This window comes from Bradyrhizobium sp. Kon37, from assembly GCF_055807535.1.
In genome coordinates this window covers 51,010-73,925 of sequence record NZ_JBVVOY010000028.1, presented here as the reverse complement: position 1 = coordinate 73,925, position 22,916 = coordinate 51,010, and the positions used below count along the sequence as shown (strand labels likewise).

The 22,916-nt window shown below is 65.5% G+C and carries 18 protein-coding genes; 5 read left to right on the top strand and 13 right to left on the bottom strand.

The genetic code is table 11. The features are described from left to right. A partial coding sequence (locus AC0L3J_RS32555; RefSeq protein WP_473349780.1) for a flagellin N-terminal helical domain-containing protein occupies positions 1–569 on the bottom strand: 569 nt, incomplete at its 3' end. Positions 570–888: 319 nt separating this feature from the next. On the opposite strand from AC0L3J_RS32555, the gene flbT reads away from it, so the two are divergent. After that, positions 889–1,329 carry a flagellar biosynthesis repressor FlbT gene (flbT, locus tag AC0L3J_RS32550; RefSeq protein WP_027566886.1) on the top strand — a complete coding sequence of 147 codons (441 nt, stop codon included), beginning with the start codon at positions 889–891 and terminating at the stop codon, positions 1,327–1,329. Between the two features lie 102 nt (positions 1,330–1,431). On the opposite strand, the gene AC0L3J_RS32545 is transcribed toward flbT, so the two are convergent. The 9 genes from AC0L3J_RS32545 to AC0L3J_RS32505 all read right to left on the bottom strand — a co-directional run bounded on the left by AC0L3J_RS32545 (position 1,432) and on the right by AC0L3J_RS32505 (position 15,451). Then, positions 1,432–2,928, bottom strand: coding sequence for a pyridoxal phosphate-dependent decarboxylase family protein (locus AC0L3J_RS32545; RefSeq protein WP_473349779.1), 1,497 nt, complete (start codon positions 2,926–2,928; stop codon positions 1,432–1,434). After that, entirely contained in the window at positions 2,925–4,178 is a 1,254-nt protein-coding gene (locus tag AC0L3J_RS32540; RefSeq protein WP_473349778.1) for an ATP-grasp domain-containing protein, read from the bottom strand. The genes AC0L3J_RS32545 and AC0L3J_RS32540 overlap by 4 nt, the downstream gene beginning before the upstream one ends. Before the next feature lies 1 nt (position 4,179). Continuing rightward, a complete protein-coding gene (locus AC0L3J_RS32535) occupies positions 4,180–5,829 on the bottom strand; it encodes a hypothetical protein (protein ID WP_473349777.1) in 1,650 nt (549 codons plus the stop codon). After that, complete coding sequence (locus tag AC0L3J_RS32530) at positions 5,819–6,601, bottom strand: hypothetical protein (protein ID WP_473349776.1); 783 nt, start codon at positions 6,599–6,601, stop codon at positions 5,819–5,821. The genes AC0L3J_RS32535 and AC0L3J_RS32530 overlap by 11 nt, the downstream gene beginning before the upstream one ends. A gap of 71 nt (positions 6,602–6,672) precedes the next feature. Then, positions 6,673–9,024, bottom strand: a complete 2,352-nt coding sequence (locus tag AC0L3J_RS32525; protein ID WP_473349775.1) for a flagellar hook associated protein — start codon at positions 9,022–9,024, stop codon at positions 6,673–6,675. A 21-nt stretch (positions 9,025–9,045) separates the two neighbouring features. Beyond that, positions 9,046–10,929 carry a flagellar hook-associated protein FlgK gene (flgK, locus tag AC0L3J_RS32520; protein WP_473349774.1) on the bottom strand — a complete coding sequence of 628 codons (1,884 nt, stop codon included), beginning with the start codon at positions 10,927–10,929 and terminating at the stop codon, positions 9,046–9,048. Positions 10,930–10,964: 35 nt separating this feature from the next. Next, on the bottom strand, positions 10,965–13,217 hold the full coding sequence (locus AC0L3J_RS32515) for a flagellar hook-basal body complex protein (protein WP_456769132.1): 2,253 nt from the start codon (positions 13,215–13,217) through the stop codon (positions 10,965–10,967). Positions 13,218–13,395: 178 nt separating this feature from the next. Beyond that, positions 13,396–13,908 (bottom strand): peptide-methionine (R)-S-oxide reductase MsrB, encoded by a 513-nt coding sequence (msrB, locus tag AC0L3J_RS32510; RefSeq protein WP_085357245.1) that lies wholly within the window; start codon positions 13,906–13,908, stop codon positions 13,396–13,398. 85 nt (positions 13,909–13,993) lie between these two features. After that, a complete protein-coding gene (locus AC0L3J_RS32505; RefSeq protein ID WP_473349773.1) occupies positions 13,994–15,451 on the bottom strand; it encodes an NAD(P)/FAD-dependent oxidoreductase in 1,458 nt (485 codons plus the stop codon). Between the two features lie 92 nt (positions 15,452–15,543). On the opposite strand from AC0L3J_RS32505, the gene AC0L3J_RS32500 reads away from it, so the two are divergent. Together AC0L3J_RS32500 and AC0L3J_RS32495 are read left to right on the top strand one after the other, a co-directional pair. Next, on the top strand, positions 15,544–16,077 hold the full coding sequence (locus AC0L3J_RS32500; protein ID WP_473295367.1) for a SixA phosphatase family protein: 534 nt from the start codon (positions 15,544–15,546) through the stop codon (positions 16,075–16,077). An 87-nt stretch (positions 16,078–16,164) separates the two neighbouring features. Next, positions 16,165–16,590 (top strand): universal stress protein, encoded by a 426-nt coding sequence (locus AC0L3J_RS32495; protein ID WP_007602088.1) that lies wholly within the window; start codon positions 16,165–16,167, stop codon positions 16,588–16,590. A 950-nt stretch (positions 16,591–17,540) separates the two neighbouring features. Here the strand turns inward: AC0L3J_RS32495 and AC0L3J_RS32490 are convergent. Further along, complete coding sequence (locus AC0L3J_RS32490; protein ID WP_473349772.1) at positions 17,541–17,777, bottom strand: DUF1127 domain-containing protein; 237 nt, start codon at positions 17,775–17,777, stop codon at positions 17,541–17,543. A gap of 184 nt (positions 17,778–17,961) precedes the next feature. Here AC0L3J_RS32490 and AC0L3J_RS32485 point away from each other — a divergent pair, with 184 nt between their 5' ends. Next, on the top strand, positions 17,962–19,305 hold the full coding sequence (locus AC0L3J_RS32485; RefSeq protein ID WP_473349771.1) for an aminotransferase-like domain-containing protein: 1,344 nt from the start codon (positions 17,962–17,964) through the stop codon (positions 19,303–19,305). Between the two features lie 26 nt (positions 19,306–19,331). Here AC0L3J_RS32485 and AC0L3J_RS32480 read toward each other — a convergent pair whose 3' ends face one another. Then, positions 19,332–19,919, bottom strand: a complete 588-nt coding sequence (locus AC0L3J_RS32480) for a hypothetical protein (protein ID WP_473349781.1) — start codon at positions 19,917–19,919, stop codon at positions 19,332–19,334. Positions 19,920–19,998: 79 nt separating this feature from the next. Here AC0L3J_RS32480 and AC0L3J_RS32475 point away from each other — a divergent pair, with 79 nt between their 5' ends. Next, complete coding sequence (locus AC0L3J_RS32475; RefSeq protein WP_027566871.1) at positions 19,999–20,433, top strand: hypothetical protein; 435 nt, start codon at positions 19,999–20,001, stop codon at positions 20,431–20,433. A 2-nt stretch (positions 20,434–20,435) separates the two neighbouring features. Here the strand turns inward: AC0L3J_RS32475 and AC0L3J_RS32470 are convergent, their stop codons facing one another. Further along, on the bottom strand, positions 20,436–22,835 hold the full coding sequence (locus tag AC0L3J_RS32470; RefSeq protein WP_473349770.1) for a bifunctional diguanylate cyclase/phosphodiesterase: 2,400 nt from the start codon (positions 22,833–22,835) through the stop codon (positions 20,436–20,438). Between the last annotated feature and the right edge of the window lie 81 nt (positions 22,836–22,916).

The window sequence follows — 22,916 nt, the reverse complement described above, 5'->3', positions numbered from 1 at the left end:
CCGGCGGCGGTGGTGCCGAGCAGTGTGGTTGCCGACGAGATGCCTGTCGTGCCGTCGGCCGCAACACCCCCGGTGCCCGCGAACGAGCCCTGGGTTGCGCCGAGAGTGGCGCCCGAACCTGCCGCGGTGGCGCCACCGGCCGTGCCGTTATACAGCACGCTGCCCAGCGCGGTCGCGCTGGCAAAGGAGGTCGTGCCGCGCAAATCGGCTGCCGTCGCACCCGCGATCGTGGCGGAGACGTTGGACTTGGTGGAGTAGCCGACAGTGGTCTGCAGCGCCTGGTTGGCGATCGACTTCGCAGAGTCGATCAGCTTCTGCAGCGAGGTGATGCCGGTGTTGGCGGCCTGCAGCACCTGCACGCCGTTGGCGATGCCGTCGAGCAGATTGTTGATGTCGCTGGCGCGGTTGTCGAGCGACTGTGCGGTGAAGAAGTTGGTGGGATTGTCCAGGGCCGAGTTGACGCTCTTGCCGGTCGACAGACGGTTCTGCGTGGTGGCGAGAAGATCAGCGGTGGACTGGAGGGAGAGGAGGTTCTGACGAACCGAGGAGGAGAGAACGATACCGGACATTGGGTGTTACCTTTCTGGTAAACGACGCTTACTGTTACGCGTCTGCATGGATCGAGTGACCCAGCGACCGGCGGACCGTGGGGCGGAGTCCTCTAACGAAACATGAAATGAAATCGGCGCTTTTGCTGAGTCGGTGCGCGATTCGGCCCATTCGCACCCGCGCGACGCCACGCAGCCGGGCGATTTCGGCCTTGATATGATTGAGCTTTTCCGCGGCATCGGCCGGGATTTACAACTCGTTAACTAGTCTTGATGGAGTATTGCGCCCTGATCCGCCGCAACACACGCTCGGTTACGAAAGCGTTGATGGAGAACAGGCATGGCCCTCAAGGTCGAGCTCAGACCGCACGAACGCATCATCGTCGGTAACTGCGTAATAACCAACACCGACCAGCGCGCCCGCCTTCTGATCGACGGCGACAACGTGCCGATCCTGCGCGAGCGCGACATCCTCACACCGGAGACCGCCGACTCGCCCGCCAAGCTCGTCTATCTGGCGGTCCAGCTCATGTACATCTCGCCGGATCCGCAGACCCAGCACGGCACCTATTTCAACCTGGTGCGCGACATCGTCACCGCGGTGCCGAGCTCCTGGCCGATCATCGAAGGCATCAACAACAACATCCTCAACGGCGACCTCTATCGCGCACTGAAGGATGCCCGCAAGCTGATCGCCTATGAAGAGAAGTTGCGGGGCCAGTTCGAGGCAACCCATCCCAAGGCCGAAGCGGACAAGGACGACGTCAGCACCGCCGCCTGATCCCACGCGTTCGCGGGCCCACGCCACGCGGACGACCGGCCTGACACGACAACGGCCCCGGATCGCCTCCGGGGCCGTTGTCGTTTCAGGCCAGCATCAAGGCTACTGTGCCGCGAGCGGCGGCGCCTCGACCTCGATCACTCCCCCGCTCGGTCGTCCGCCGAATTCCAGCACGGCCGCGACCAGCGCGTCGATGTCGGACACGTCGGTACGGTGATTGACGATCGCGGCGCGGATCGCAAACCTGCCGTCCAGCGTCGTGCTCGATGGCGCCGCGATACCGGACTCCTGGATGTCGGCGACGATCTCGCGATTGACCTCGTCGGCAGCGCGGTAACGGAAGCAGACGATGTTGAGATTGACCGGTGCCAGCAATTCCAGCCGCGGCTCGGCGAGAACGCGCGTCTCCAGATATTTCGCCAGCGCACAGCTTCGCGCGATCACCGCACCGAGCCGATTTGTGCCGAACGTCTTCAGCGTGAACCACGTCTTCAGCGCACGGAAGCCGCGCGACAGATCGGGGCCGAGATCGCAGGGCCAGATCGCGCCGGCCGCAAGTCCCCTCGCCTCGCGGCGCAGATAGGCCGCGGGCTGCGCAAAGGCCTGCCGATGCTGCTCGCCGTCGCGCACCAGCAGGAAGCCGGCGTCATAAGGCACTTGTCCCCATTTGTGGAAGTCCAGCGCAATGGAATCCGCAAGCTCGATGCCGCCCAGCAGCGGCGCAAGTTCGGGCGACAGGATCGCGAGCGCACCGAAGGCGCCGTCGACGTGAAACCAGATTCCCTCCTCGCGGCACAGCTGCGCGATCGCCTTGAGATCGTCGACCGCGCCGATATCGACCGTACCGGCGGATGTGACGACCAGGAACGGTTTGAAGCCGACCTCGCGATCGATCGCGATCTGCGCACGTAGCGCGGCAACGTCCATGCGATGATCGGCATCGACGCCGATCTTGCGCAGCGCGTCGGTGCCGAGCCCGGCGATGTCCATCGCCCTCGAGACGCAGCCATGCGCGGCCTGCGATGTATAGGCGGTGAGAAGCGCACCGTCATTGCCGATGCCGTATTGCCGCGCCAGCGTGCCGAGCGCGCTCGTACGTGCCACCAGTACTGCCATCAGATTCGCCATCGACGTGCCCGTGACGAAGATGCCGCTCGCGCTTTCCGGGAAGGCGAACAGGCCGCGCATCCAGTCGACGACCTGGCGCTCGACCTCGATCGGCATATGGTCGCGGCCGCCGAGATTGGCGTTGAGGCCTGCCGCGAGCATTTCCGCGACCATGCCGACCGCGGTGCCGCCGCCATGCACCCAGCCCATGAAACCGGGATGGACGTTCCCGGTCGCATAGGGCGCGACATGTTCGGAGAAGTCGCGATAGACGTCGGCGAGATCGCTCGCCTCGCGTGGCACGTCGGCCTTGAATGCCGCACGAACGCCGTCGGGGATCGGCTGCCACACCGGACGCGCGCGAACGTTGGCGATGCTGTCGATCGTCTCGTCAAGCATGCGATGGGCGAGCGCGCGAAACTCGCTCCAGTCCTGCGGATCGAGTGAGGTGTGCGTGACGGAACTTTGCGGGTTGCGGATGATCTCGTTCATGCTGCACTCTCCTCGTCCGCTCTTGCGTGTCGCGACAGCATCGTCGTGAATGCCGCGAAGATCTTGCGCATCTGCGGCGGCTTGTACGGAAACACGGCCGGCGGATCCATGTTGTGCACGACGGCGGTGTTGTCCGCTTCGAAGACCAGCAGCTCGCGTTTCTGGTTCTCGGCGCAATCGACGATGAAGTAGTCGAGGCCGACGCGCCTGCTCATTTCATCCAGCGCGATTTTGTGGCGCGCCGCGAACGCATGGTCGAAGTCGAGCATGAAGACAGCTTCCTCGGCCCGCTTCTCCTCGCTGAACGCCATGAAGGCGTTGAGATACCAGATGTCCCAGCGATCGGCGATCGCCATGTGACAGGCATAGGGTTTGCCGTCGACCAGAGCGAGACGATATTTGCGGTAGAGTCCGTCGGAACTCGCATAGTCGACGAAGCGCGCGACGAAGAAGTCCTGCTCTTGCCGCTCGGCAAGATAAGCCGCGAGCGCCACCGCGTCGTCGAGCTTGGCAAGTCCGACGCCGGCATGCGTGCCGCGCGGCCGCACGATCATCGGAAAGCGCAGTTCGCCCGTGATCGCCTCGCAGACGATCTTGCCTTGCGAAAGCTCCGACAATTGCGCGCGCGTCGTGGGGGCGGTCACTGGAATGTCGAGACCGGGGACGCCTGCCAGCAGACGATACAGCTTGTCGCGATCGAGATTGCCTATGAGATCGGGACGATTGAGCAGCGGCCTCGGCCAGTGCGGCGCGGCCTTCTCGATCAGTGCGAGCGCCTCCCGGCACTCCTCGGAATCGGACGCGATCACGATGGCGACGTCGTGCTCGGGTAGAGTCTTCGGCAGGCCGATGCCCTTGACCACGTAGAGCGTCAACAGCTCGATATCGGAATCTTCAAGCAGGAAGTCGATCGGCGTGTTGCCGCCCATGTCGATATCGGCGGCGAGCGCGAGCACGCGCAGCCGGGGTTTTGCAGCAGCGCAAGGCGTACGAAACAATTGGTGGAAGGAGAGCACCTCGGTCTGGATCACCAGCCCGGCCTCCTTCTCGCCGAGAAGCTGGGCAATCAGCGAGAGATCGAGGCCTTCGCCGGCTTCGGCCGTCCCCTCCTCGATCCGCGCCAGCAGCCGCTCGCGCAACGGATGCAGGTCGCCGCCCTCGAAGGCGCGGCGCGTCAACTGCGCAAAGCCGATGCGGTCGGCATGGTTCGGCACGGTCACACCGCTCGTCGCGGAAACTGGATGTTGCATCTCACACCTCGAACGCGGACTTTGCCGGCACGGCCGCAACTGCGCCACGGTCAAGCAGCAGCTCGATCTTCACCAGCACATGGGCGATGCGATCGAGAACCTGCTGCACATTGCGTTGCGCCTGCATTGTATCCGGCGACCACGCCTCGGTCACCAATCGTGCGCCGACGCAGAGGCGCAACACGGCCTGCGGCGCGCCGTCCTGCCCCTCCAGTCGGACCGGCTGGCCGACGAGACAGCGCTGGGCGGCCACTTGCCGGTCCGCCGCGCTGCCGCTGATCTCCTCGGCGATGTCGCGCGCCAGCGCCCGATGCACGGCGCTGGTCTCGGCGATCGAGACCGGCTTGCCGCCGCGCAGCAGCGTGAACGGAAAGATCGTGGCTTGTGCGAATTCCTCGTCGTCTGTGCCGGACTTGTCGATGGCGGTGGGAACGGCGCGAAGCGACGGCGACAACGCGATCATACTGCCGATCCCGGCTGCAAGCTCGGCCAGCATCCTGGCGCGGAAAGCCCCGGGCACGGCGTAGTAGCTGCCGATCTCGGCCAGCGCGGCCTCCCAGCGCAGCCATTGACCGAAATTCGGACGGCGTTCGAAGCGCGAGCGCAGCGTCGTCCACGCCACCGGCCAGTCGCAGCGGCCGGCATAGTCGAAGATGCCGCGCGCGATCGCACCCATCCGGTCGATCGACCGCGACAGGCCTTTCGGCAGCAGCAGCGCACCGCTGAAGGCGGGTCCACCGAAGAATTTCGAGCCGGTGATCAGCACCATATAACCGCGGTCGAGATAGGCGCGCAGCCGCCGGCGGCCGAGCCGCGCCTGACAGGCATCGACGACGATTTGAACCTTGCGCGGCCAGCGCCGCGCAATCTCGTCGAGACAGGCCTCGCTTGGGGCGCGCCAACCGAGTTTTGACGAATCCATGATCTGCAACAAAACGCGGCGGCCTTGCGCGAGGCTGGTCTCGACCGCCCGCAGCACCGCGGCATCGGCATCGGTGCGCATCGCAATGCCGGCCGCCATGTCGATCAGCGGCACAGCAATGCTGTCGCCGGCGAGCCCCGTCACTGCGCCGTCCTTGCGCACGGCCATGCCGCCTGCGGTCATCGTGCTGAAATGGTGGCCACGTGCAGTATGCGGCGTTCCGCTTCCGGTCTGGTCGGCGCCGACCACGATCGTCACCGGCGCCGCGCCGAGCACAGCGCGCGCCACGACCAGAGCGTGAAGCTGGGAGTCCGTGCCGGACGGCGAGAACACGACGTCGATGCGCGACGAGAGCGCAAGGTGGTCGCGCAGCTCCTCGCGCATGTCCTCGCAACGGGCGTCGAAGGCAATTTCGACCTCGTCGAACAGGCACTTGTGCATCAGCACTTCGCGCGCCAACGCGGCACGGTCATAGGCCATCTGCGAGATCGTCGACGCGGTCGCGGAAGCGAAATTCCAGAGCTCCGGCTCCGGCGACGCCGCGCAGCCATAGGCGTTGACACGGTCGTTCGGATCGAGCGCCAGCCGCGGATCTCCGCCGGAGGCGAGCAACGTATCCAGCGGTGTGAAGAGATCGCGCAGGCGGTAGCGCGAGCCGCCGTCGGACGCGCGCTCGCTGGCTGAGAGAGAGGATGCGCCGGCGCTCATCCCGAAAGGCTCACGCCGCATCGGCCGCCGCCGCAGGCGCCGGTGCGAATTGCGAGGTAATGTCGCCGTGGAACACCGACGGTCCGACGTGATCGAGCGAGCTTTCGATGTCGGCCCAGATCTCGCCGCCGATGTCGGTCCAGCGCTTGCAGAACGCGAAATCCTCGGACAGATAGGTGCCGGTCGTCGGATCGATCATGCATTCGAACAAGGCAAACCGGTTCTGGCTCGCCACGAGCGTGTCGTGCGAATGCTCGCGGAAGAACTGCAAGGCCGCGTAGTCCGGATGGCGGCACATCGCCTCGAGCACGGAGCGCCGGATCATCAGGAAGCCGGTGCCGGCGTAGCGCACACGGGTGAATCCGTTCACCACCACGATGCGGTCGGGGTCTTCGATCTCGAGCACGTAGTCGAGCGATGCGGCCGGCACGTCGGCGCGGCCGGACTGGATCGCCCGCGCGGCCTTGTCCCAGTTGATCCGCTTGATCGGATAGCAGCCAGCGACGACGTCCGCGCCGCACTCGATCAGCCGGAACACCTGCTCCGGCTTGAAGCCGATGTCGGCATCGATGAACAGGAAATGCGTCGCTTCGGGATCGTCCAGGAACATCGCGGTCAGATTGGCCCGCGCGCGCGTGATCAGCGCATCGCCGTCGCGCAGCAGCACCTTGAGCTCGAGATTGGCCATGCCGTGCACGGCGCGCTGGAGCGCGAAGATCGAGCTCGCATAGATGCTCGTCACCTGCCCGCCGAAACATGGCGTGGCCACCACCAGTTTCATCTTCTCCGACATCGTCAGCTCCGCCCCGCTGCAATCCTCACCAAGAGGTAAAGAGGCATGGTTAACGGCGCCTTAACGCCCGCTTACAGGAACTTGACGAGCGAGAGCTGCGCGAGGTTCGAGGTCACCTGGTAGGACGCCTGGAGCGCGTTCTGGAGCGACAGGATCTCGCTCGCGACCTGGTCCGGCGGCGCCGATTCCGCCTGGTCGATGATGGTCTGGAGCTGCGCCTTGGCCTGGGTCTGGCGCGTACCCGCGTCCTTCATGGTGTTCTGGGCCATCGCGATGTCGGTCTGGATGTCCTCGATGCGCTGCTGGCCGGGCTGCTTGGTCAGGGCCTGCGTCACCCGCAGGCTCAGCGCGGCGACCTGCCCGCCCGCATACTGCCCGGTCGGCGAGGTCGAGAACGTCCCGAACACGGCGACCGCCTGCAGCTCCTTGCGGATGGCGTCCTCGTTGGCCTGCGCGCCATACTGCACCGTGACGGAATCGTCGACCCGGGCCATCGCGGTGGAGCGCGGCGAGCCGGGCCCGTCATTGCCCAGGTACCATTGCACGGTGGTGGCCGAACCGTTCACCAGCGTCGTCGCCGAGCCGAGGGGCGAAGAGCCGACGCGCAGCGGAGCCTTTGCCGCCGTGACCGGGGAGGTCGTGAAGCCGAGCGCCGCAAACGCCGTGCTGTTCGAACTCGTGATGTTGAGGCTCCCGGGATCGTCCGTGTTGATCGTGATTACGCCGCCATGGATGGTCGACGGCTTCGTGGTGCCGGTGATCTGATCGATCTTGCCAAGGAGAGTTGTGATGTTGTCGGTAATGTTGATCTGGTTTGGGCCGACGGCACCCGAGGCGACAAAAGTCAGCGTCTGACCGTTCACCGTGATCGTATCGGCCGCCTGGAACGCCGCTGAGAGGACTTCCGGGCCGCCCGTGGTCGCAGTGCCGCTCAGCACAGTTGAACCGGTGATCTGAGGCGTCGACACCGCGCTGCCGCGCGTCACGCTGCTGAGACCGAGCGCCGTGGCCGCCGCGCCGCCGGTGACCGCCACGTCGGTGCCGGTGCCGGTCGCGATCTGGATATTGCCGCCGGCGCTCAGAGTCACGTTGGCGGCGGGGATGCCGGCGGCCGTCGCGATTGCATTCAAGATATCAGACACCTTCGCGGCGCTGCCCGAAGCCAATCCGATCGTGGTATTGCCACTAGCCGTCGTGACAGTGGTGACGTTAGGGTCGAAGGTAATGGTATGGGCGCCGCTCGCGCCGGTGATGGTCAGGGTGGTACCGGTCGGAGCGTTGGCGAGCGCGGTGAGAATGGTCCCGTTGAGATGGGGTGTCGCCGAAGAATCGAGCGACGTGGTCGTAGACGCAATCGCCAATGCGCTGTCCTGCAACGCGACCGAGCCCGTCCCGGTCGTCGAGGTATAGGAGCGCAGACTGCCGGTGGCCGCCACATTCGCAGTGGCGGATCCCGCCGTGTTGAAGAAATTGTCACCGGCGGTGACAGCGGACGCCGCCACCAGCGAGGTGCCGGCAAGCTTCTTGATCGCCGTGTTCAGCGCGGTGTTGAGGTTCGTCGCCGTGGTGTTCGGGTTGACCGGGACGCTTGCATCGATCGCAAAGCTGCCGACGGGCGTCGGTGTCGCGCTGGACGCCGTCAGGTCGATCTGCTCGGTCGAGCCATCGGGCAGCGTGAACTGCACGCTGAGCTTGTCGCCATTTTTCGGGTTGACGCCGTTGAGGTCGACCGAGAACGACACCGGCGAGCCGCTCGGGCCGGTGACCGTCGCGCCGGTCAGCGTCGAGGAGACTGCGGCGATCTTCAAGCCGAATGGCGATGCGGCCGCGTCCTCCGATACCATCACCGAGCTCGGCGTCGGTTGTGGCGTCGCCAGCACCAGCCGGCCCATGCCGTTGGCGCCGAGGTCGGCGGCCTGGCGCTCCGCCATGACGGTCTTGAAGCCCGCCTGCGTCGTGGTGCCGTTGATGATGTCGCCGGCATTCGCGACCGACGGCGTGTTGAAGGCGGTTCCTGAGAACAGATAGCGGTTGCCGGATTGCGTGTTGAGTACGCCGACCATCGAGCCGAATTGCGCGGCTGCGGTGTTCTGCGCCACCGTCTGGCCGTTGACGTTGAGATCCTGCGCGGTGTTGGCCGAGCCCGTCTGCACCGTGTTGCGGATCGTGGTCAGCGCCTGCAGGGCGGTATTGGCGAGATTGATGCTGACGTTGACGTTGGTCATCGTGTCGGTATAGGCGGCGATGTTGGAGAGCTGCGCGCGGCCGGCAATCGCAAAGCCCTCGTTGGTGCCCATTCCGGAATAGTTCTGCGACAGCTTGCCGGTCGAGAGCTGCGTCGACAGGTCGGTGAGCTGCTGGTTGATGTTGCGGATCTGCGAGCCGAGAACCGACGAGGAATAGTTGATGCTGCTGATCGACATGTTTCAGAGCCCTGTTACTTGTTACACTTGAGCCTGGAGCAGCGTATTCATCATGCTCTGCACCACCGACATGACATGAGCGTTGGCGGCGTAGGCATTCTGGAGCTGGATCAGGTTCGACATCTCCGAGTCCAGGTTGACGCTGGCGGTCGAGTTGAACTTGGCCTGCAGCGTCGAGACCACGACGCTCTGGCCCTGCTGGAGCTGGGTCGCCTGGGTCGCGGCATTGCCCTGAACGCTCAGGAACTGCTGGAGGTAGTTCGAGACGCTGCCGGTGAAGGGCTGGCTCGCCGAGCCCAGACCGGATTGCGGCGAATAGGAGAACACCGCCGAGGTGAGCTGCGAATAGAGATAGTCCGAGCGCGTGGTGTCGCCGGTGGGGGTCACCGGCGAGGTGTTGTAGACCGACAGCCTGGTCGGGTCGGTGGTGAGTTGCGTGTTCACGGCGATGCGTCCGGCAAGACCGGTCATCTGCAAACCCGATGCCGTAATCGCGCCGGTGTAGAGCGCCTGCCCACCATCGGTGAACAGCGGCAGTTGCGGATTGCCCGAGGTCAGCGACGAGATCGTCTTGGTGATCGAGGCCGAATTGACCTTGGCGAGGCCGCTGTTGTCGTCGGTCACCCGCAATGTGGTGGCCGTCGCCAGCGACGGGGCGGCGGCGAACGACAGATGCGACCCGGAAAGTGCGGTGTTGAGCGCCGAGGCGATCGCGCTCATGCCGCCGGAGAAGTTCACCCCGATCTGCATCGGATTGGCGTTGGTGGGGTTCTGCAGCGGCAGCGCCGCCGGATCGGTCACGTTGACCAGCGTGACCTGTCGCTTCGTGTTGGTGGTCGTGTCGGTGTAGCTGAAGTTGACGCTGTTGCCCGGCGCTGCCCCGGCAAGGTCGAGATCGAAGCCGGCCGGCGGGCCGGTGACCGTGCTGCCGGCCGTGGTCTTGTCCGACAACGCGCTCGACATCGTTGCGGCGAACTGGTCGATCTGGTTCTGCGCCTGCACCAGCGTCTGGTCGCGCAGCTTCAGATCGGCCGCGATCTGGCCCGAAGACACCACGTTGTTGGCGATGACGTCGACCGAGGATCCGTTCGGGAGCTTGATGTTGAACGCGCCGACGCCGGATTTGGCCGGATCGATGTTGTAGAGCGAAGTCGCCGACAGCGCACCGGCGGACGCAAAGGTGAATTGCGAGGCCAGCCCGGCGCCGACCAGCTGGATACCGGTGGTGGTGTAGATGTTGGCCTGATTGGACCCGTCGGTGGTGACGTGGACGTCGACATATTTCGACAGCGTGTTGATGGCCTGGTCGCGCTGGTCCATCAGTGTCGCAGCCGAGGGGTCGTGTTCCGACAGGCCCTGCAGCCTTCCGTTGATGTCGGCGACCTGCTGCATCGCCGCGTTGGCCTGCTGCGCCGAGGTGCTGAGATCCTGCTCGACGTTGGAGCGCAGCGACTGGATGCCCTTGGTGGTGAGGTTGAGCTGCTGCGCCAGGGTCTGCGCGGCGCCGAGCGCAACCGTTTGCGCCGACGACGAGCCAGCGTTGGTCGACAACGCCTGCAGCGCCGTGGTGAAGCTGTTCAGCGCGGTTTCGAGCGTACCGCTGTTGCCGGGCGTGCCATAGACATTCTGAAGCTGCTTCAGAATGTTGGCCATCTGGTCGGCGTAGCCGCCGCCGCCGGTCTCGGTGCGCAGCTGCTTCTGCACATAGGTGTCGAGCTCGCGGCTGACGCCGGTCGTCGTCACCGTCGAGCCGAAATCGCCGGTGGTGACCTCGATCTGGTTCGGCGTCTGGACGACGTAACCCGGCGTCTGCGAGTTGGCGACGTTCGAGGAAACGATCGAGAGCGCAGCCTGATTGGCACGCAGACCGCTCATCGCACTGGCGAGGGCTGAACTCAAACCCATGTTGACTTGCCGCCTTTGGTTACGTCACGCCCCAATCAGCGCAACACGTTCAAGAGGTCCTGCACCATCGTATTCGCCGTCGTGATCACCTTGGTGTTGGCCGAATAGGCCTGCTGGGTCACGATCAGCTTGGTGAATTCGTCGGCGATGTCGGTGTTCGAGCCTTCCAGCGACGAGCCGCTGATCGAACCGGAAGCGCCATCGATCGCGGCGCCCGACTGTTCGGTCGCTGAGTAAGCGCCGCCGTCCTGCGCCTTCAGGTAGTTGGTGCCGTTGAAGTGCGACAACGAGACCTGTGCGAGGTCGAGGTTCTGGCCGTTGGAGAAAGTCCCGACCACGAGGCCGTTGTTGTTGACGGCGACCGAGCGAAGCTGACCGGCGGCATAGCCGTTCTGGGTGATGGTGTTGATGGTGACCGCGCCGCTGGTGCTGGCATATTGCGTCAGTCCGCCCGAGGAGATGTTGAAAGAGACCGAGCCCAGCGATTGGCCGCTGACGCTGACGTTGTTGATGGTGATCCCCGAGCCGCTCGGCGAGGTCAGCGAGCCGTCGGCGGCAAAGGTGAAGGCCTGGCCGGTATTGACCCAGCCGACGGTCGTGCCGGTCGCATTCGGGTCGGTCTGGTAAAACATGTTCCAGCTATCGGCATGGCCCGCGCCCAGCGAAGCGCTGTCGGTCTTGGCCCAGCGCAATTGCAGGTTCACCGGCGTGCCGGCCGCGTTGTAGGCGGTCACCGCGCCACCGCTGATCGATTCCTTGGTGAAGGTGGCGATGTCATTGCCGATCACGCCGCCGGTACCGGCAACGCCACCACCGTCACGATTCTTGGTGATGGTCGAGGTGAAGCCGAGCGCGGCGAAGGCCGCGCTGTTGGAGCTCGCCACCGACAGGTTGGAAGATGTGCCAGTGTTCAGCGTGATCACGCCGCCACTGCTGACCGACGACCCCGTTGCACCGGAGAGCGCGTCGATCTTGCCGAGCAGCATCGTGATGTTGTCGGTGACGTTGATTTGGTTCGGGCCTGACGCGCCGGCGGCCATGAAGGTCAGCGGCTGACCATTGACCGTGATGACGTCGCCGGCGGAGAAGCCCGATGTGATCACCTCGGCGCCGCCGGCCGCCGCCGCGCCGCTCAGCACCGTGGCGCCCGAGATCGCTGGGGAGGACAGCACGTTGCCGCCGCGCGTTACGCTGCTGATGCCGAGCGCCGTGGCCGCCTGGCCGCTACCAACCGGTACGTCGGTGCTGGTGCCGCTGGAGATCACGATGTTGCCGCTGGGGTTGAGCGATGCGGTAACGCCGGCGCCGCCGGCCAACTGGATGGCGGAGATGATGCTGGCCACCGTGGCCGTCGTGCCCGCGCCGAGACCGATCGTGGTGTTGCTGCCGGCCGTCACGACAGTGGTGCCGCCGTTGAACGTGATCGTGTTGCCGTTGATGGTCAGCACCTGGCCGCTGAGCGCGGTGAGGGTGGTGGAGGCGAGATGCGTACCCAGGGCGTTGTCGAGCGAAGTTGTGGTCGATGCCACCGCTGCAGAGTTATTCTGGAGCGCCGTTGTGCCGGTCGTAGTGGTCGACGAGTACGGCGAGCGGATATTGCCGGTTGCGGCAGCGCCGGACGTTGTGGCGTTTGCATACGGTGGAGGCGGCGTGCCGACCGGCAGCGGGTTGGCCGCGAAGTCCGACGGGTTCAGTCCGCCGGCCGCCAGCAGCGTCTTGGTCGCCGCCGTCGTGCTCGCCACGGTGTTCGGCTGGGTCGGCAGGTTGGCCGCGTACTGGATCGATGTGGTCGCCTGCGCCGGGATGAAGTTGTTCTGGAATTTCAGGACTGTCGCGACGTTGCCTTGCGGGTTGCCGGTCTTCGGGTCGACCGTGACACCCATCAAATAGTAGCCGGCGCCGTTGACCAGATTGCCGTTGGCATTGAGCTGGAAGTCGCCACGCCGCGTGTAATAAGTGACGCCGCTGAACACCGGCGCGTTGTCGACGACGCCCGTGGCCTTCTGGATCGAGAAGAAGCCGTCACCGGTGATCGCCATGTTGGTGGCGACGCTGGAGCCCGAGATCGTACCCTGCGTGGTGATGGTGGCCTTGGCGTTGGCGGTCACGCCGCCCGCGACCTGCTTGCTCGGGACCGACGAGTCGGGAATGAGATCGACGAAGCTGGTGCCGATGCCCTTGTACGCGGTGGTGGATGAGTTCGCGATGTTGCCGGAAATGTTCTGCAGCGCGTAGGACTGCGCCTGCAGGCCACCCACCGAGGTGTTCATTGCATCGAAGATACCCATAACTTTGTCTCCAGATCCGATCTCGGCGGCCGGTCGACCATGGCCGCAGTCGGAGGAGACTGTCGCAAGGGCTATGCCAATGCGGGTTTTCTCATGAAATCAATCGCTTAACGAAAAAGCCCCGGTCTGATGACCGGGGCACATTTGCCGGGACCGGCAACAATTGCCGGGACGAAACCTAGGTTGCGGACGCCGCCGCGGGATGGAAGACCAGCCCGAAACCGTCGATGCAGTAGCGCAATCCGGTCGGCTTGGGACCGTCGTCGAAGACGTGGCCAAGATGGCCGCCGCAGCGCCGGCAATGCACCTCGGTGCGGAGCATGCCAAAGGTGCGATCCTCGGTCTTGCCGACATTGCCCTCGATCGGCTGGTAGAAGCTCGGCCAGCCCGTGCCGCTCTCGAATTTGGTGTCGGAGGCGAACAGCGGCAGGTCGCAGCCGGCGCAGGCGAAGACGCCCTTGCGGTGCTCCTTGAGCAGCGGGCTGGAGCCCGGCCGCTCGGTGCCTTCCTTGCGCAGGATCTCATATTGCTGCGGCGTGAGCTGGGCACGCCATTCGGCGTCCGTCTTCTCGATCTCGAATTTCTGCGCGGCTTTCTCTCCAGCCTCCGCGGGCGATGCTCTGAGCCAGCGGAAGGCCGCAAGGCCGAACAGGCCGGCGACGGTCGTCAACAGGATGCGGCGGTCAAACATCTCATTCTCCATGCGGGAGCGTCTACGCCCTGAGATACGGGCTCTAACCGGCGACGTTACACTTCCGGGACGAGTTTTTCTCACCTTATCGCGAGGCGCTCTCGTCCTGCGGGACCGGTTCCACGGCTTCTGCCACAGGCTTCGGCGGTGGGGCCGGCCGGGGCCGAACCCCAGGCGCCGGACGGCGCGGGCCGGTGCCGGCGGCCCGGTTGGCTTCGGCGAGGCGTGTCTCGCGTTCCCGGTCCTTGACCCTGGCGCGCTCCCGATAGCGGGCAAGCGAGCCTGCGGCAGCGGAACTCGCCCTGCCCCAGATTCCGACCAATTGGCCGGCAACCCGCCCCGTCGTTCCCCCCGCCCAGACCAGCTCGAACGGTGAGAACAGCTTCCAGCGCTCGTCGCCCCACAAGATGCTACGCGCGATCATCTGCCCGGCCATGGCCGAGGTGTTCATGCCCTGGCGGCCGAACCCGCTGGCCACCCACAGGCCTTTGCGCAACTGGCCGATCTGCGGCATGCCATGCACGGTCTGGCCGGTGGCGCCGCCGAAGGTCTCGGTGATTTCGACATTGCCGAGTTGGGGAAAGATCGACCGGATCCGCCGCCTGACGGCGCCCGCAAAGCGTTGCGGGCGCGCCGCCCAGGTGGTCTCCGGGCTCTCCCACATCAGGCGGTCGCCATCGACGATCCGGAAATGATCGACGCCGTCGGAATCCATCACCGATCCCTTGAAGGAAATGATCTCGTGCACGCGCTCGCCGAGCGGCGCGGTGATGCCGGCATAGCGCCAGACCGGCAGCAGCGTTTCCGACAGGCGCCGCAACGGCGCGCCGAGATGGATGTTGCCGGCGAGCACGATATGGGTGGCGCGCAGCCGCGCCGAGGGCGTGACGATGCGCTTGCGGATGCCGGAATGATCGATGCTGACGACCGGCGTATCCTCGAAGATGCGCGCCCCTGCCCGCCGCGCCAGCGCTGCAAGGCCGTGCACATATTTGCGGCCGTCGACCTGGAACGCCTTCGGATAATACACGCCATGGAAGTAGTGATCGGTCTTGAGCACCTCGCGGACGCGATCGACCTGCCAGCCCTCGGCCTCGGTGTCGAAATCCTCGTTCAGCATCTGCAAGCGGCTGATCAGCCGGTCGCCGGCATCGACGTTGGAGACCTCGAGCACGCCGTCGGTCGGGCCGATCCCCGGCATGTTCTCTTCCGTGGCGTTGGCCCGGACGAACTCGGCGCCCGCTTTCGACAGGGTCCACAATTCCCGCGCGTCCTCGAAGCCGATGCGCTCGATCAGCTCGGCGAGCGGCAGCCCGAAGCCCGGCATCACGGTGCCGAGTTGATTGCCGGAAGCGTTCCAGCCGATGTGGCGGCCCTCGAGCACCGCGACGCTGGCCCCCAGCCGGGCCGCCTCGAGCGCGATGGACAGTCCGGCAAGCCCGGCCCCGATGACGCAAATGTCCGCATCGAGGTCGAACGACAGCCGCGCCCGGTCGCGAAAGCCGGCTTCTTCCTGGGACACGCTTGTGAAAGTCTCGCTCATGTCGTTTCTTAAAGGACTGAGCGGCCGCTTGTCACCTTGTCCTCGACCAGCGCCTGTAGATTATCCTGGTCGTGTAACGATTCGAGAATGCCATGCGCCGTTTGCTGCTGCTGCGTCACGCCAAGACCGAGACCGACGCGCCGAGCGGCCGCGACCAGGACCGCCGGCTCGACGACCGCGGCCACAAGGATGCCGCCGAGATCGGCGACTGGATGGCCTCCCATCCCCCCTTTCCCGAGGCCGTGCTGGTGTCGCATGCGGTCCGGGCCCGGCAGACCTGGGACATCGCCTGGGAGACCATGAAGGACCGCGTCGCCGCGCCGCAGGTGGAGGTCCTGCCGGAACTCTACGGCGCCGATCCCGCCCAGATCCTGGAATCCATTCGCACTGCAACCGTCCCGGCCGACCCGAAGCAGTTGCTGCTGGTCGGCCACAATCCGGGCATGCATGAGGTCGCCTTGATGCTGATGGGTAGCGGCGATCCGGCCGGCGCCAAGGCGCTCGCCGACAATCTGCCCACGTCGGGGCTTGCGATCTTCGACTTTGACGTCAAGGATTGGGGCGACGTGGCTTACCGCCGCGGCAAGCTGGTGCAGTTCGTCAGTCCGAGGTTGCTTCGAAGTTAAGGCTGCTTCGAAGCTAAGGCTGCTTCGATCGGGTTGATCGCGCGACGTGCCGGCAAGACGTCCTGACTGGAAGATTTGGAGGCGCAGATGTTCAAGTCCATCCTCGTGCCCATCGACCTCGCCGACACCGACCTGGCCAAGCCGGCGATCGCGACCGCGGCAACGCTGTCACAGACCTGGAGCGGCGTGGTGCGCCTGCTCAACGTGCTGCCGATGACGCCGGTGATGCTGGCCGAATACGTGCCCGCCGATTTCGACGAACAGCAGCGCCAGACCTCGGAAGAAGCCCTCGCCATCGTCGCACGCGAGTCCGGCATCGAGCCATCCCGCATCTCCAGCGTGGTGCGCCAGGGCGGCATCTACCACGAGATCCTGGAGGAAGCCGTGCACATGAAGGCCGAGCTGATTGTGATGACCTCGCACCGGCCGGCGATGCGCACCTATTTCCTCGGCTCCAATGCCGGCCATGTCGTGCGCTACGCAAAATGCTCCGTGCTGGTGGTGAGGCACTGAGGGTTGCGGCGAAACTCAGCATTGCAAGCAGCCAGCTCGTAGCCCGGGTGAGCGAAGCGATACCCGGGACAGCTCGTATCACGATTCCCGGATATCGCTTCGCTCATCCGGGCTACAAGCCCTTGCATTGCCCGTCGGGCAAAACACCCAAGCTGTCGGTCAACGCCCGCCGCTGAAAATATTCCACTTTACCGAAATTCGGAAATCACGTATCTGTCGCGGCAACCCGGCCCAAGGAAGAGGGGCGTATCGCGATCGTCACGAACGCGGGCCGGACAGCGGCGGACGCTGGGCCACACCGGCGCGAATGGCTTCGCAGGGCGGGCAACCGTGAGCGAAGGCGTCGCGCACACGACCGGTGTGATCAGCGTACGGCAAAACCGTGTCGTCCTGACGCCCGGGGTCTGTGCGTCAAGTCTTGTGGTGATGTGGGCTGCCCGACCGGGTTCGCGCATCAGCCATCCGCAAGGCGACGGGGGCAATAGTGCATCGCTCCCCGGGGAGAGCACGGCATAAGCCGTAAAACCGCTGCGCAGGGAAGGCCGGACGTTTTGGCTTCACCTGTATGCCGCTGTGCAAATTTTCCTACTGCAATTTCGCACAGTGGACCGCGGGTGCCAGCCGGCGCCCGGTCTTCCCTGCGCCCTCTTTCAACTGAGGGCAAGGCGATGAAGCAAAGCTCGGGCAAAACAAGCCGCGAGAAGGCGAAGGTGTGTCTGCAATGAAAGCGCGAGCTAAAGGAGCGACAGTGCTACCCACAAACGCCGTCATTGCGAGCGCAGCGACTTGTCCGCCGAAGCTTTAGCGAAGGCGGAAGCAATCCAGAGTCTTTCCGCGGAGGGATTCTGGATTGCTTCGCCGCGCTCGCAATGACGATGTTGAAGCAGGTGGGCCTGAAAACTCAGTGTGGTGCCCCGGACGCAGCGCGTCCGGGACAAGAGCGAAGCGCTTTACAGATACCGCGTCAGCTCTGCTTTGGCCTGGCCGTAGACCGCGTCCTCGATCTGGCTGCGGGTGATCCCGATGTCGCGCAAGGCGCGGTCATCGAGGTCGTTCAGCGTCTTGACGGCGGAGCGGCGCTCCAGGCGGTCGAACAGCGCATAGGCGCCGTTGGCCAGCTTGCGGAAAAATCCGTCTGACGAGGATGAGCCTAAGCTCCGCCCGGCGGTCTGCGAGATCGTAGTCATTGTCCTTCTCCGGCCTGTTGTCCACGCGGCGAAGCGGATGCCGTTGGCGCAAGCGCCCGAGCGCCTGCACCTCATTTGCCGTCGGATTGCTCTCGCTCTCCTCGGCTCAATCGTGAAGCTTGATGGAACTTAAATGCTCCAGTACACTACTCGGAGCAAGTGAAACATTGCTCTCGGTGCAATAATGTCCAAGTTCGAATACGTGAAGCTTGCCGATGCCATTGCTCTCGATATCTCTAACGGCACGTTAAGGCCGGGCGACCGGCTGCCGCCGCAGCGCAATTTTGCCTATGACCGCGGCATTGCGGTCTCGACGGCGAGCCGGGTTTATACGGAGTTGCTCCGCCGCGGCCTCGTCGTCGGCGAGGTCGGCCGCGGCACCTTCATCTCCGGCGCCATCAGGCGCGAGGTCGAGGCGCTGAGCGAGCCGCGCGACGCGCGGATCGATTTCGAGGTCAATTACCCGCTGCTGCCGCAGCAATGGGCGATGATCGCCAAGAGCCTTGCAGGCCTCGAGCGCGTCGACGCGCTCGAATCCGCGCTGCGCGTCTCCACCAGCACCGGCACCAAGAGCGCGCGCAACGCAGCCGCCGCCTATCTCGCGCGCAAGGATTTCGCGCCGCAGGCCGAGCAGATCGTCTTCACCGCCAACGGCAAGCAGTCGCTCGCGGCCGCCCTCGCAGCCCTCGTTCCCACCGGCGGCCGCTGCGGCGTCGAGGCGCTGACCTATCCTTACGTCAAGAGCATCGCCGCGCGGCTCGGCGTGACGCTGGTCCCGATACCGATCGACGAATTTGGCGCGCGCCCCGACGCCATCCAGAAGGCGCATCGCGAGGCCCATCTGTCGGCGCTGTATCTCCAGCCCATCATCCAGAACCCGCTCGGCGTCACCATGAACGCGACGCGGCGCGCGGACATCATGCGCGTCGCCGAGAAGCTCGATCTCACCATCATCGAGGACGCCGTCTACGGCTTCCTGGCCGACGACACGCCGCTGGCCGCGCTCGGCCCCGACCGCTGCATCGTGATCGACAGCCTGTCCAAGAAGGTCGCGCCGGGCCTCGCGCTGGGCATCCTCGTCGCGCCGCCGCGATTGCGTGAGAGCGTGATGAGCGCGGTCCGCACCGGCGGCTGGATCGCGTCCGGCCATGCGCTGGCGTCCGGGCAGCGGCTGATGGCAGACGGCACCGTCGCCGAGCTGACGCGGCTGAAACGCGTCGACGCCGCGCGCCGCCAGCAGGCCGCGGCAAGGCTGCTCGCCGGTTACCAGCTCTCCGCCGATCCACGCTCCTATCACCTCTGGCTCACGCTGCCGGCACACTGGCGCTCGCAGACCTTCGTCGCCGCGGCAGCCCGGCGCGGCATCGCGCTGACGCCGTCCTCGACCTTCGCGATCGCCCATGGCCACGCACCGAACGCGGTGCGGCTCGCGCTCGCCCCGCCCTCGTTCGAGCAGCTCGATTCCGGCCTGCGCACGATCGCATCGCTGCTCGGCACCAAGGAAGAGGATTTTGACTCGACGGAGTAACGCGCCGTCCAAGGCAGCAAAGCCATTTAGGGCAGCAAGGCGCTCGGCACGCGATCGAAGCTGTAGCTCCGCGGCTGGTTACGCCGGACGAACCCGCCGATCTGCCAGGCGAACAGCGCGGCAAAGCCGATGATGAACAGCGCGCCGGCAAATTCGCCGATCGCAAGCGCGCGGATCAGGAGCCCCGTCATCGCCACTGCAAGCACCGCAAGAAAAGCCAGCATTATCGCGTAGGTCCTTCGGCCGAGGCCCGCGGTCAACTCAGCGTGGCTGCCGGCCTGCGCCATGCGCGCGTGCAACGCGACGATGAAATTGCGAAAACCATTGTCCTGCGGCGCCATCAGGGCCGCGGTCTGCCAGCTCGTCGAGAGGATCGCGATACGGCCGCCACCGGTATGGCTGACATCGGCGCGAAAGCGGTGTTGCTGCATCGACACGGGGCGGAACGACAGCCGGATTGCACTGATCTCGTCATAACGCCACTGGGCCGAACGGCCGCCGATATGCCAGGACAGCCCCTCCTCCGTCAGCTCGAAGCGATGCGCCGAGCCGATCAGCGACGCCTTGTAGGCGTAGCTCGCACCCGCAGCCGCCTCAGCTCCCGAATCCTGCATCTTCACAATCAATCCAATCCGGGCGATCCAGTCTGCGATCCGCTTGCGCGAGCGCCCTGCCCCATCCTACAAGCGAGACATGGCTGAGACGATTTTTTTTCCGCGCCGCCTGATTCTCGGCGCCGCCGTCATCTCCGGCGTGCTGCTCGCGCTCGCCGTGCACATGCTGGGCGCGCGCTATGGGCTCGACCTCGGCGGCCTCTGGCACTCGGACACGCACGAGTTCATACCGGCGGGCGCGGCGATCGCCTGGTGGCTGATCGCCTCCGTCGGCTTCTCCGGCGGCTATTTCACTGCGACCTTGATGCAAAGCGCCGTCTCGGGCCAGATCCCGCAACGGATGCGGCAATTCCTGATCGCGGTCGGCGTGCTGCTGCTTGCGGGTGCTGGCCAGGTGGCCTCGGCGCCGAGCCCGGTCCCGACGGTCTCGGGCGTGCTGGCCGGAATTGCCGCGCTGGGCCTCGGTGCCGTGATGGCGTTCTGCGGCGCGCATTTCGCACTGCGCCGCGGCTAACCTCAGGCGGTCGCGCGCAACGGCGGTCGGTCCAGCATGATCGCGACATCGGCAGCGGGCCGCGGCTTGCTGAACAGATAGCCCTGCGCCTGGGTGCAGCCTTCCCGCCGGAGCAGCTCGAGCTGCGCGTCGTTCTCCACCCCCTCTGCCGTGGTGACGATGCCGAGGCTCCGGCCCAGCCCGGTCACGGCGCGGATGATCGCCATGGAATCCTCACGCGTCGCGAGTTCCGACACGAAGGAGCGGTCGATCTTGATCTTGTCGAAGGGGAAGCTGCGCAGATAACTCAGCGAAGAATAGCCGGTGCCGAAATCGTCGAGCGAGATGCGTACGCCCATGGCGCGGAGGTCATGCAGCGTGGCCAGCGTCGCCTCGCTGTTCTGAAGCAGCACGGATTCGGTGATCTCGAGCTCGAGACGGCGCGCGTCGAGTCCGGACGCGACCAGCGCCTCGGTCACGGATGCGATCAGGTTCGGATTCTTGAACTGCACCGGCGACAGGTTGACGGCGACGTCGACATCGTCGGGCCAGGTGGCCGCGTCTGTGCAGGCGGAGCGCAGCACGAACTCGCCGAGCTGGATGATCAGTCCGGTCTCTTCGGCCAGCGGAATGAAGTTCATGGGCGCGATCAGGCCGCGCTCCGGATGGTTCCAGCGCAGCAGCGCCTCGAACGCGACGACGCGACCGCTGACGACGTCGCGGATCGGCTGATAGTAAGCCTCGAACTCGTCGCGTTGCAGGGCGGCGCGCAGGTCCATCTCCAGCAGACGCCGCGCCTGCGCGCGCGCATCCATGCCGGTCTCGAAGAACCGATAGGTGCCGCGGCCGTCAGCCTTGGCGCGATACAGCGCGAGGTCGGCGTTCTTCAACAGCTCGTCGGGATTGCTGCCGTCCTGCGGCGACAGCGAGATGCCGATCGAGACGCCGATGATGATCTGATGGTCGTCGATCTCGTAGGGCGCCGAGATCACCTCGACCAGGCGGCCGGCAAGGGACCTTGCCGCGGTTTCCTCCGAACGTCCGATCTGGACCACGGCGAACTCGTCGCCACCGAGCCGCGCCACCGTGTCGCTCTCGCCGACGGTGGCCTTCAGCCTGCGCCCGACCTCCTTGAGCAGCGCATCACCGATGGGGTGGCCGAGCGAGTCGTTGATGTCTTTGAAGTGATCGAGATCGAGACAAAGCACGGCGAGCTGGTCGCCCGATCCGGTCCGGCGCAGTCCCTGCACGAGCTGCTCGTGGAACAGCACGCGGTTCGGCAAGCTGGTCAGCGCGTCATGGCGGGCCATGTGCGAGATCTTGGCCTGGGCCTCCAGCCATTCGGTGATGTCCTCGAAGGTCGCGACCCATCCGCCGCCCTGCATCGGCTGGTTCACGACCCGAATGGAGCGGCCGAACCTGGTCACGACGTCGGTCGTGGTGCGGCTCTCGCGCGCGTCGGCGACGAGGCGGGCGAAGAATTCGCCGGCATCGCCCTGCCACTGACCCTTCGCCTGCTCCTCTCGCAGCACGTCGACCAGCAGTCGGCCGGTGAGCAGGATGTCGGTGCGGCCGAGCATCGCGGCATAACGCTCGTTGAACAGGATGATCTTGCCGTCCGCATCGAACATGCACAGTCCCTGCGACATATTCTCGAGCGCGGTATCCAGCACGACCTGCTGGCGGCCCAATTCGCCCTTGGCGCGGCGATCGAGCAGCGCGGCCACGAGCGCAATCGCGATGATCGCAACTGCGGCACCTGCGGTGAAGAAGGACAATGAGGCCGGCGGGATCGATAACCCGCTGATCGCGAGCGTCGGATCCGGCGTCAGAACGACAGCGCCCATTGCGGTGAAATGATGTGCGACGATGGCGACCGTCAGCAGTGTGCTCGCGGTCAGCGCATGGAAGAGGTCGTCGCGCCGCGCAGCGACGAACAGCGCGAGCGCCGCGAAAAAAATTCCGAACAGCACCGAGGCGGCAACCGTGCTCCCGATCCAGTCGACCCGGGCCGGCATCTCCAGCGCCGCCATTCCGGTATAATGCATCGTCGCGACCGCGGCGCCGACGATGGCGCCACCGAGCACGATCCACGGCGCACGCGCGGAGGATGCCGCAAGACTCAACCCCACGAAGGTTAAGGAGATCGCGAAGATCAGGGAAAGGATCGTCACCGGGATGTTGTAGGCGCCGGCGCCGCCCGGTCCGTAAGCGAGCATCGCGATGAAATGCGTCGCCCAGATGCCGCATCCGCTGACGGCGGCATCCAGGGCGATCCAGACCAGGCGCCCGGAGCTGTGCGTCGCGCGCGCCCGGTGAAACAGGCTGATCGCCGCCGCGCTTGCGAGCAGGCACACCGCGCCGCCAAGCGCGACGAGCCGCCAGTCGTGCTCCTCGGTGAGACAGTAGAGAACTTGATGCATTGCGGGCCCCTATCGATCCACACTTGAACCGACAGAGATGGACAGTCGGTAACCGGCTACGTGCCTGTTTCGGGGATGGTG

Excerpts from the sequence above, each read along its gene's own strand:
- AC0L3J_RS32540 (WP_473349778.1), bottom strand. The coding sequence starts at position 4,178 with ATGCAACATCCAGTTTCCGCGACGAGCGGTGTGACCGTGCCGAACCAT.
- AC0L3J_RS32535 (WP_473349777.1), bottom strand. The coding sequence starts at position 5,829 with ATGCGGCGTGAGCCTTTCGGGATGAGCGCCGGCGCATCCTCTCTCTCA.
- AC0L3J_RS32480 (WP_473349781.1), bottom strand. The coding sequence starts at position 19,919 with ATGCAGGATTCGGGAGCTGAGGCGGCTGCGGGTGCGAGCTACGCCTAC.
- AC0L3J_RS32485 (WP_473349771.1), top strand. The coding sequence starts at position 17,962 with ATGTCCAAGTTCGAATACGTGAAGCTTGCCGATGCCATTGCTCTCGAT.
- AC0L3J_RS32545 (WP_473349779.1), bottom strand. The coding sequence starts at position 2,928 with ATGAACGAGATCATCCGCAACCCGCAAAGTTCCGTCACGCACACCTCA.
- AC0L3J_RS32515 (WP_456769132.1), bottom strand. The coding sequence starts at position 13,217 with ATGGGTATCTTCGATGCAATGAACACCTCGGTGGGTGGCCTGCAGGCG.
- AC0L3J_RS32495 (WP_007602088.1), top strand. The coding sequence starts at position 16,165 with ATGTTCAAGTCCATCCTCGTGCCCATCGACCTCGCCGACACCGACCTG.
- AC0L3J_RS32490 (WP_473349772.1), bottom strand. The coding sequence starts at position 17,777 with ATGACTACGATCTCGCAGACCGCCGGGCGGAGCTTAGGCTCATCCTCG.
- AC0L3J_RS32525 (WP_473349775.1), bottom strand. The coding sequence starts at position 9,024 with ATGTCGATCAGCAGCATCAACTATTCCTCGTCGGTTCTCGGCTCGCAG.
- AC0L3J_RS32475 (WP_027566871.1), top strand. The coding sequence starts at position 19,999 with ATGGCTGAGACGATTTTTTTTCCGCGCCGCCTGATTCTCGGCGCCGCC.
- AC0L3J_RS32530 (WP_473349776.1), bottom strand. The coding sequence starts at position 6,601 with ATGTCGGAGAAGATGAAACTGGTGGTGGCCACGCCATGTTTCGGCGGG.
- AC0L3J_RS32505 (WP_473349773.1), bottom strand. The coding sequence starts at position 15,451 with ATGAGCGAGACTTTCACAAGCGTGTCCCAGGAAGAAGCCGGCTTTCGC.
- msrB (WP_085357245.1), bottom strand. The coding sequence starts at position 13,908 with ATGTTTGACCGCCGCATCCTGTTGACGACCGTCGCCGGCCTGTTCGGC.
- flgK (WP_473349774.1), bottom strand. The coding sequence starts at position 10,929 with ATGGGTTTGAGTTCAGCCCTCGCCAGTGCGATGAGCGGTCTGCGTGCC.
- AC0L3J_RS32470 (WP_473349770.1), bottom strand. The coding sequence starts at position 22,835 with ATGCATCAAGTTCTCTACTGTCTCACCGAGGAGCACGACTGGCGGCTC.
- flbT (WP_027566886.1), top strand. The coding sequence starts at position 889 with ATGGCCCTCAAGGTCGAGCTCAGACCGCACGAACGCATCATCGTCGGT.
- AC0L3J_RS32500 (WP_473295367.1), top strand. The coding sequence starts at position 15,544 with ATGCGCCGTTTGCTGCTGCTGCGTCACGCCAAGACCGAGACCGACGCG.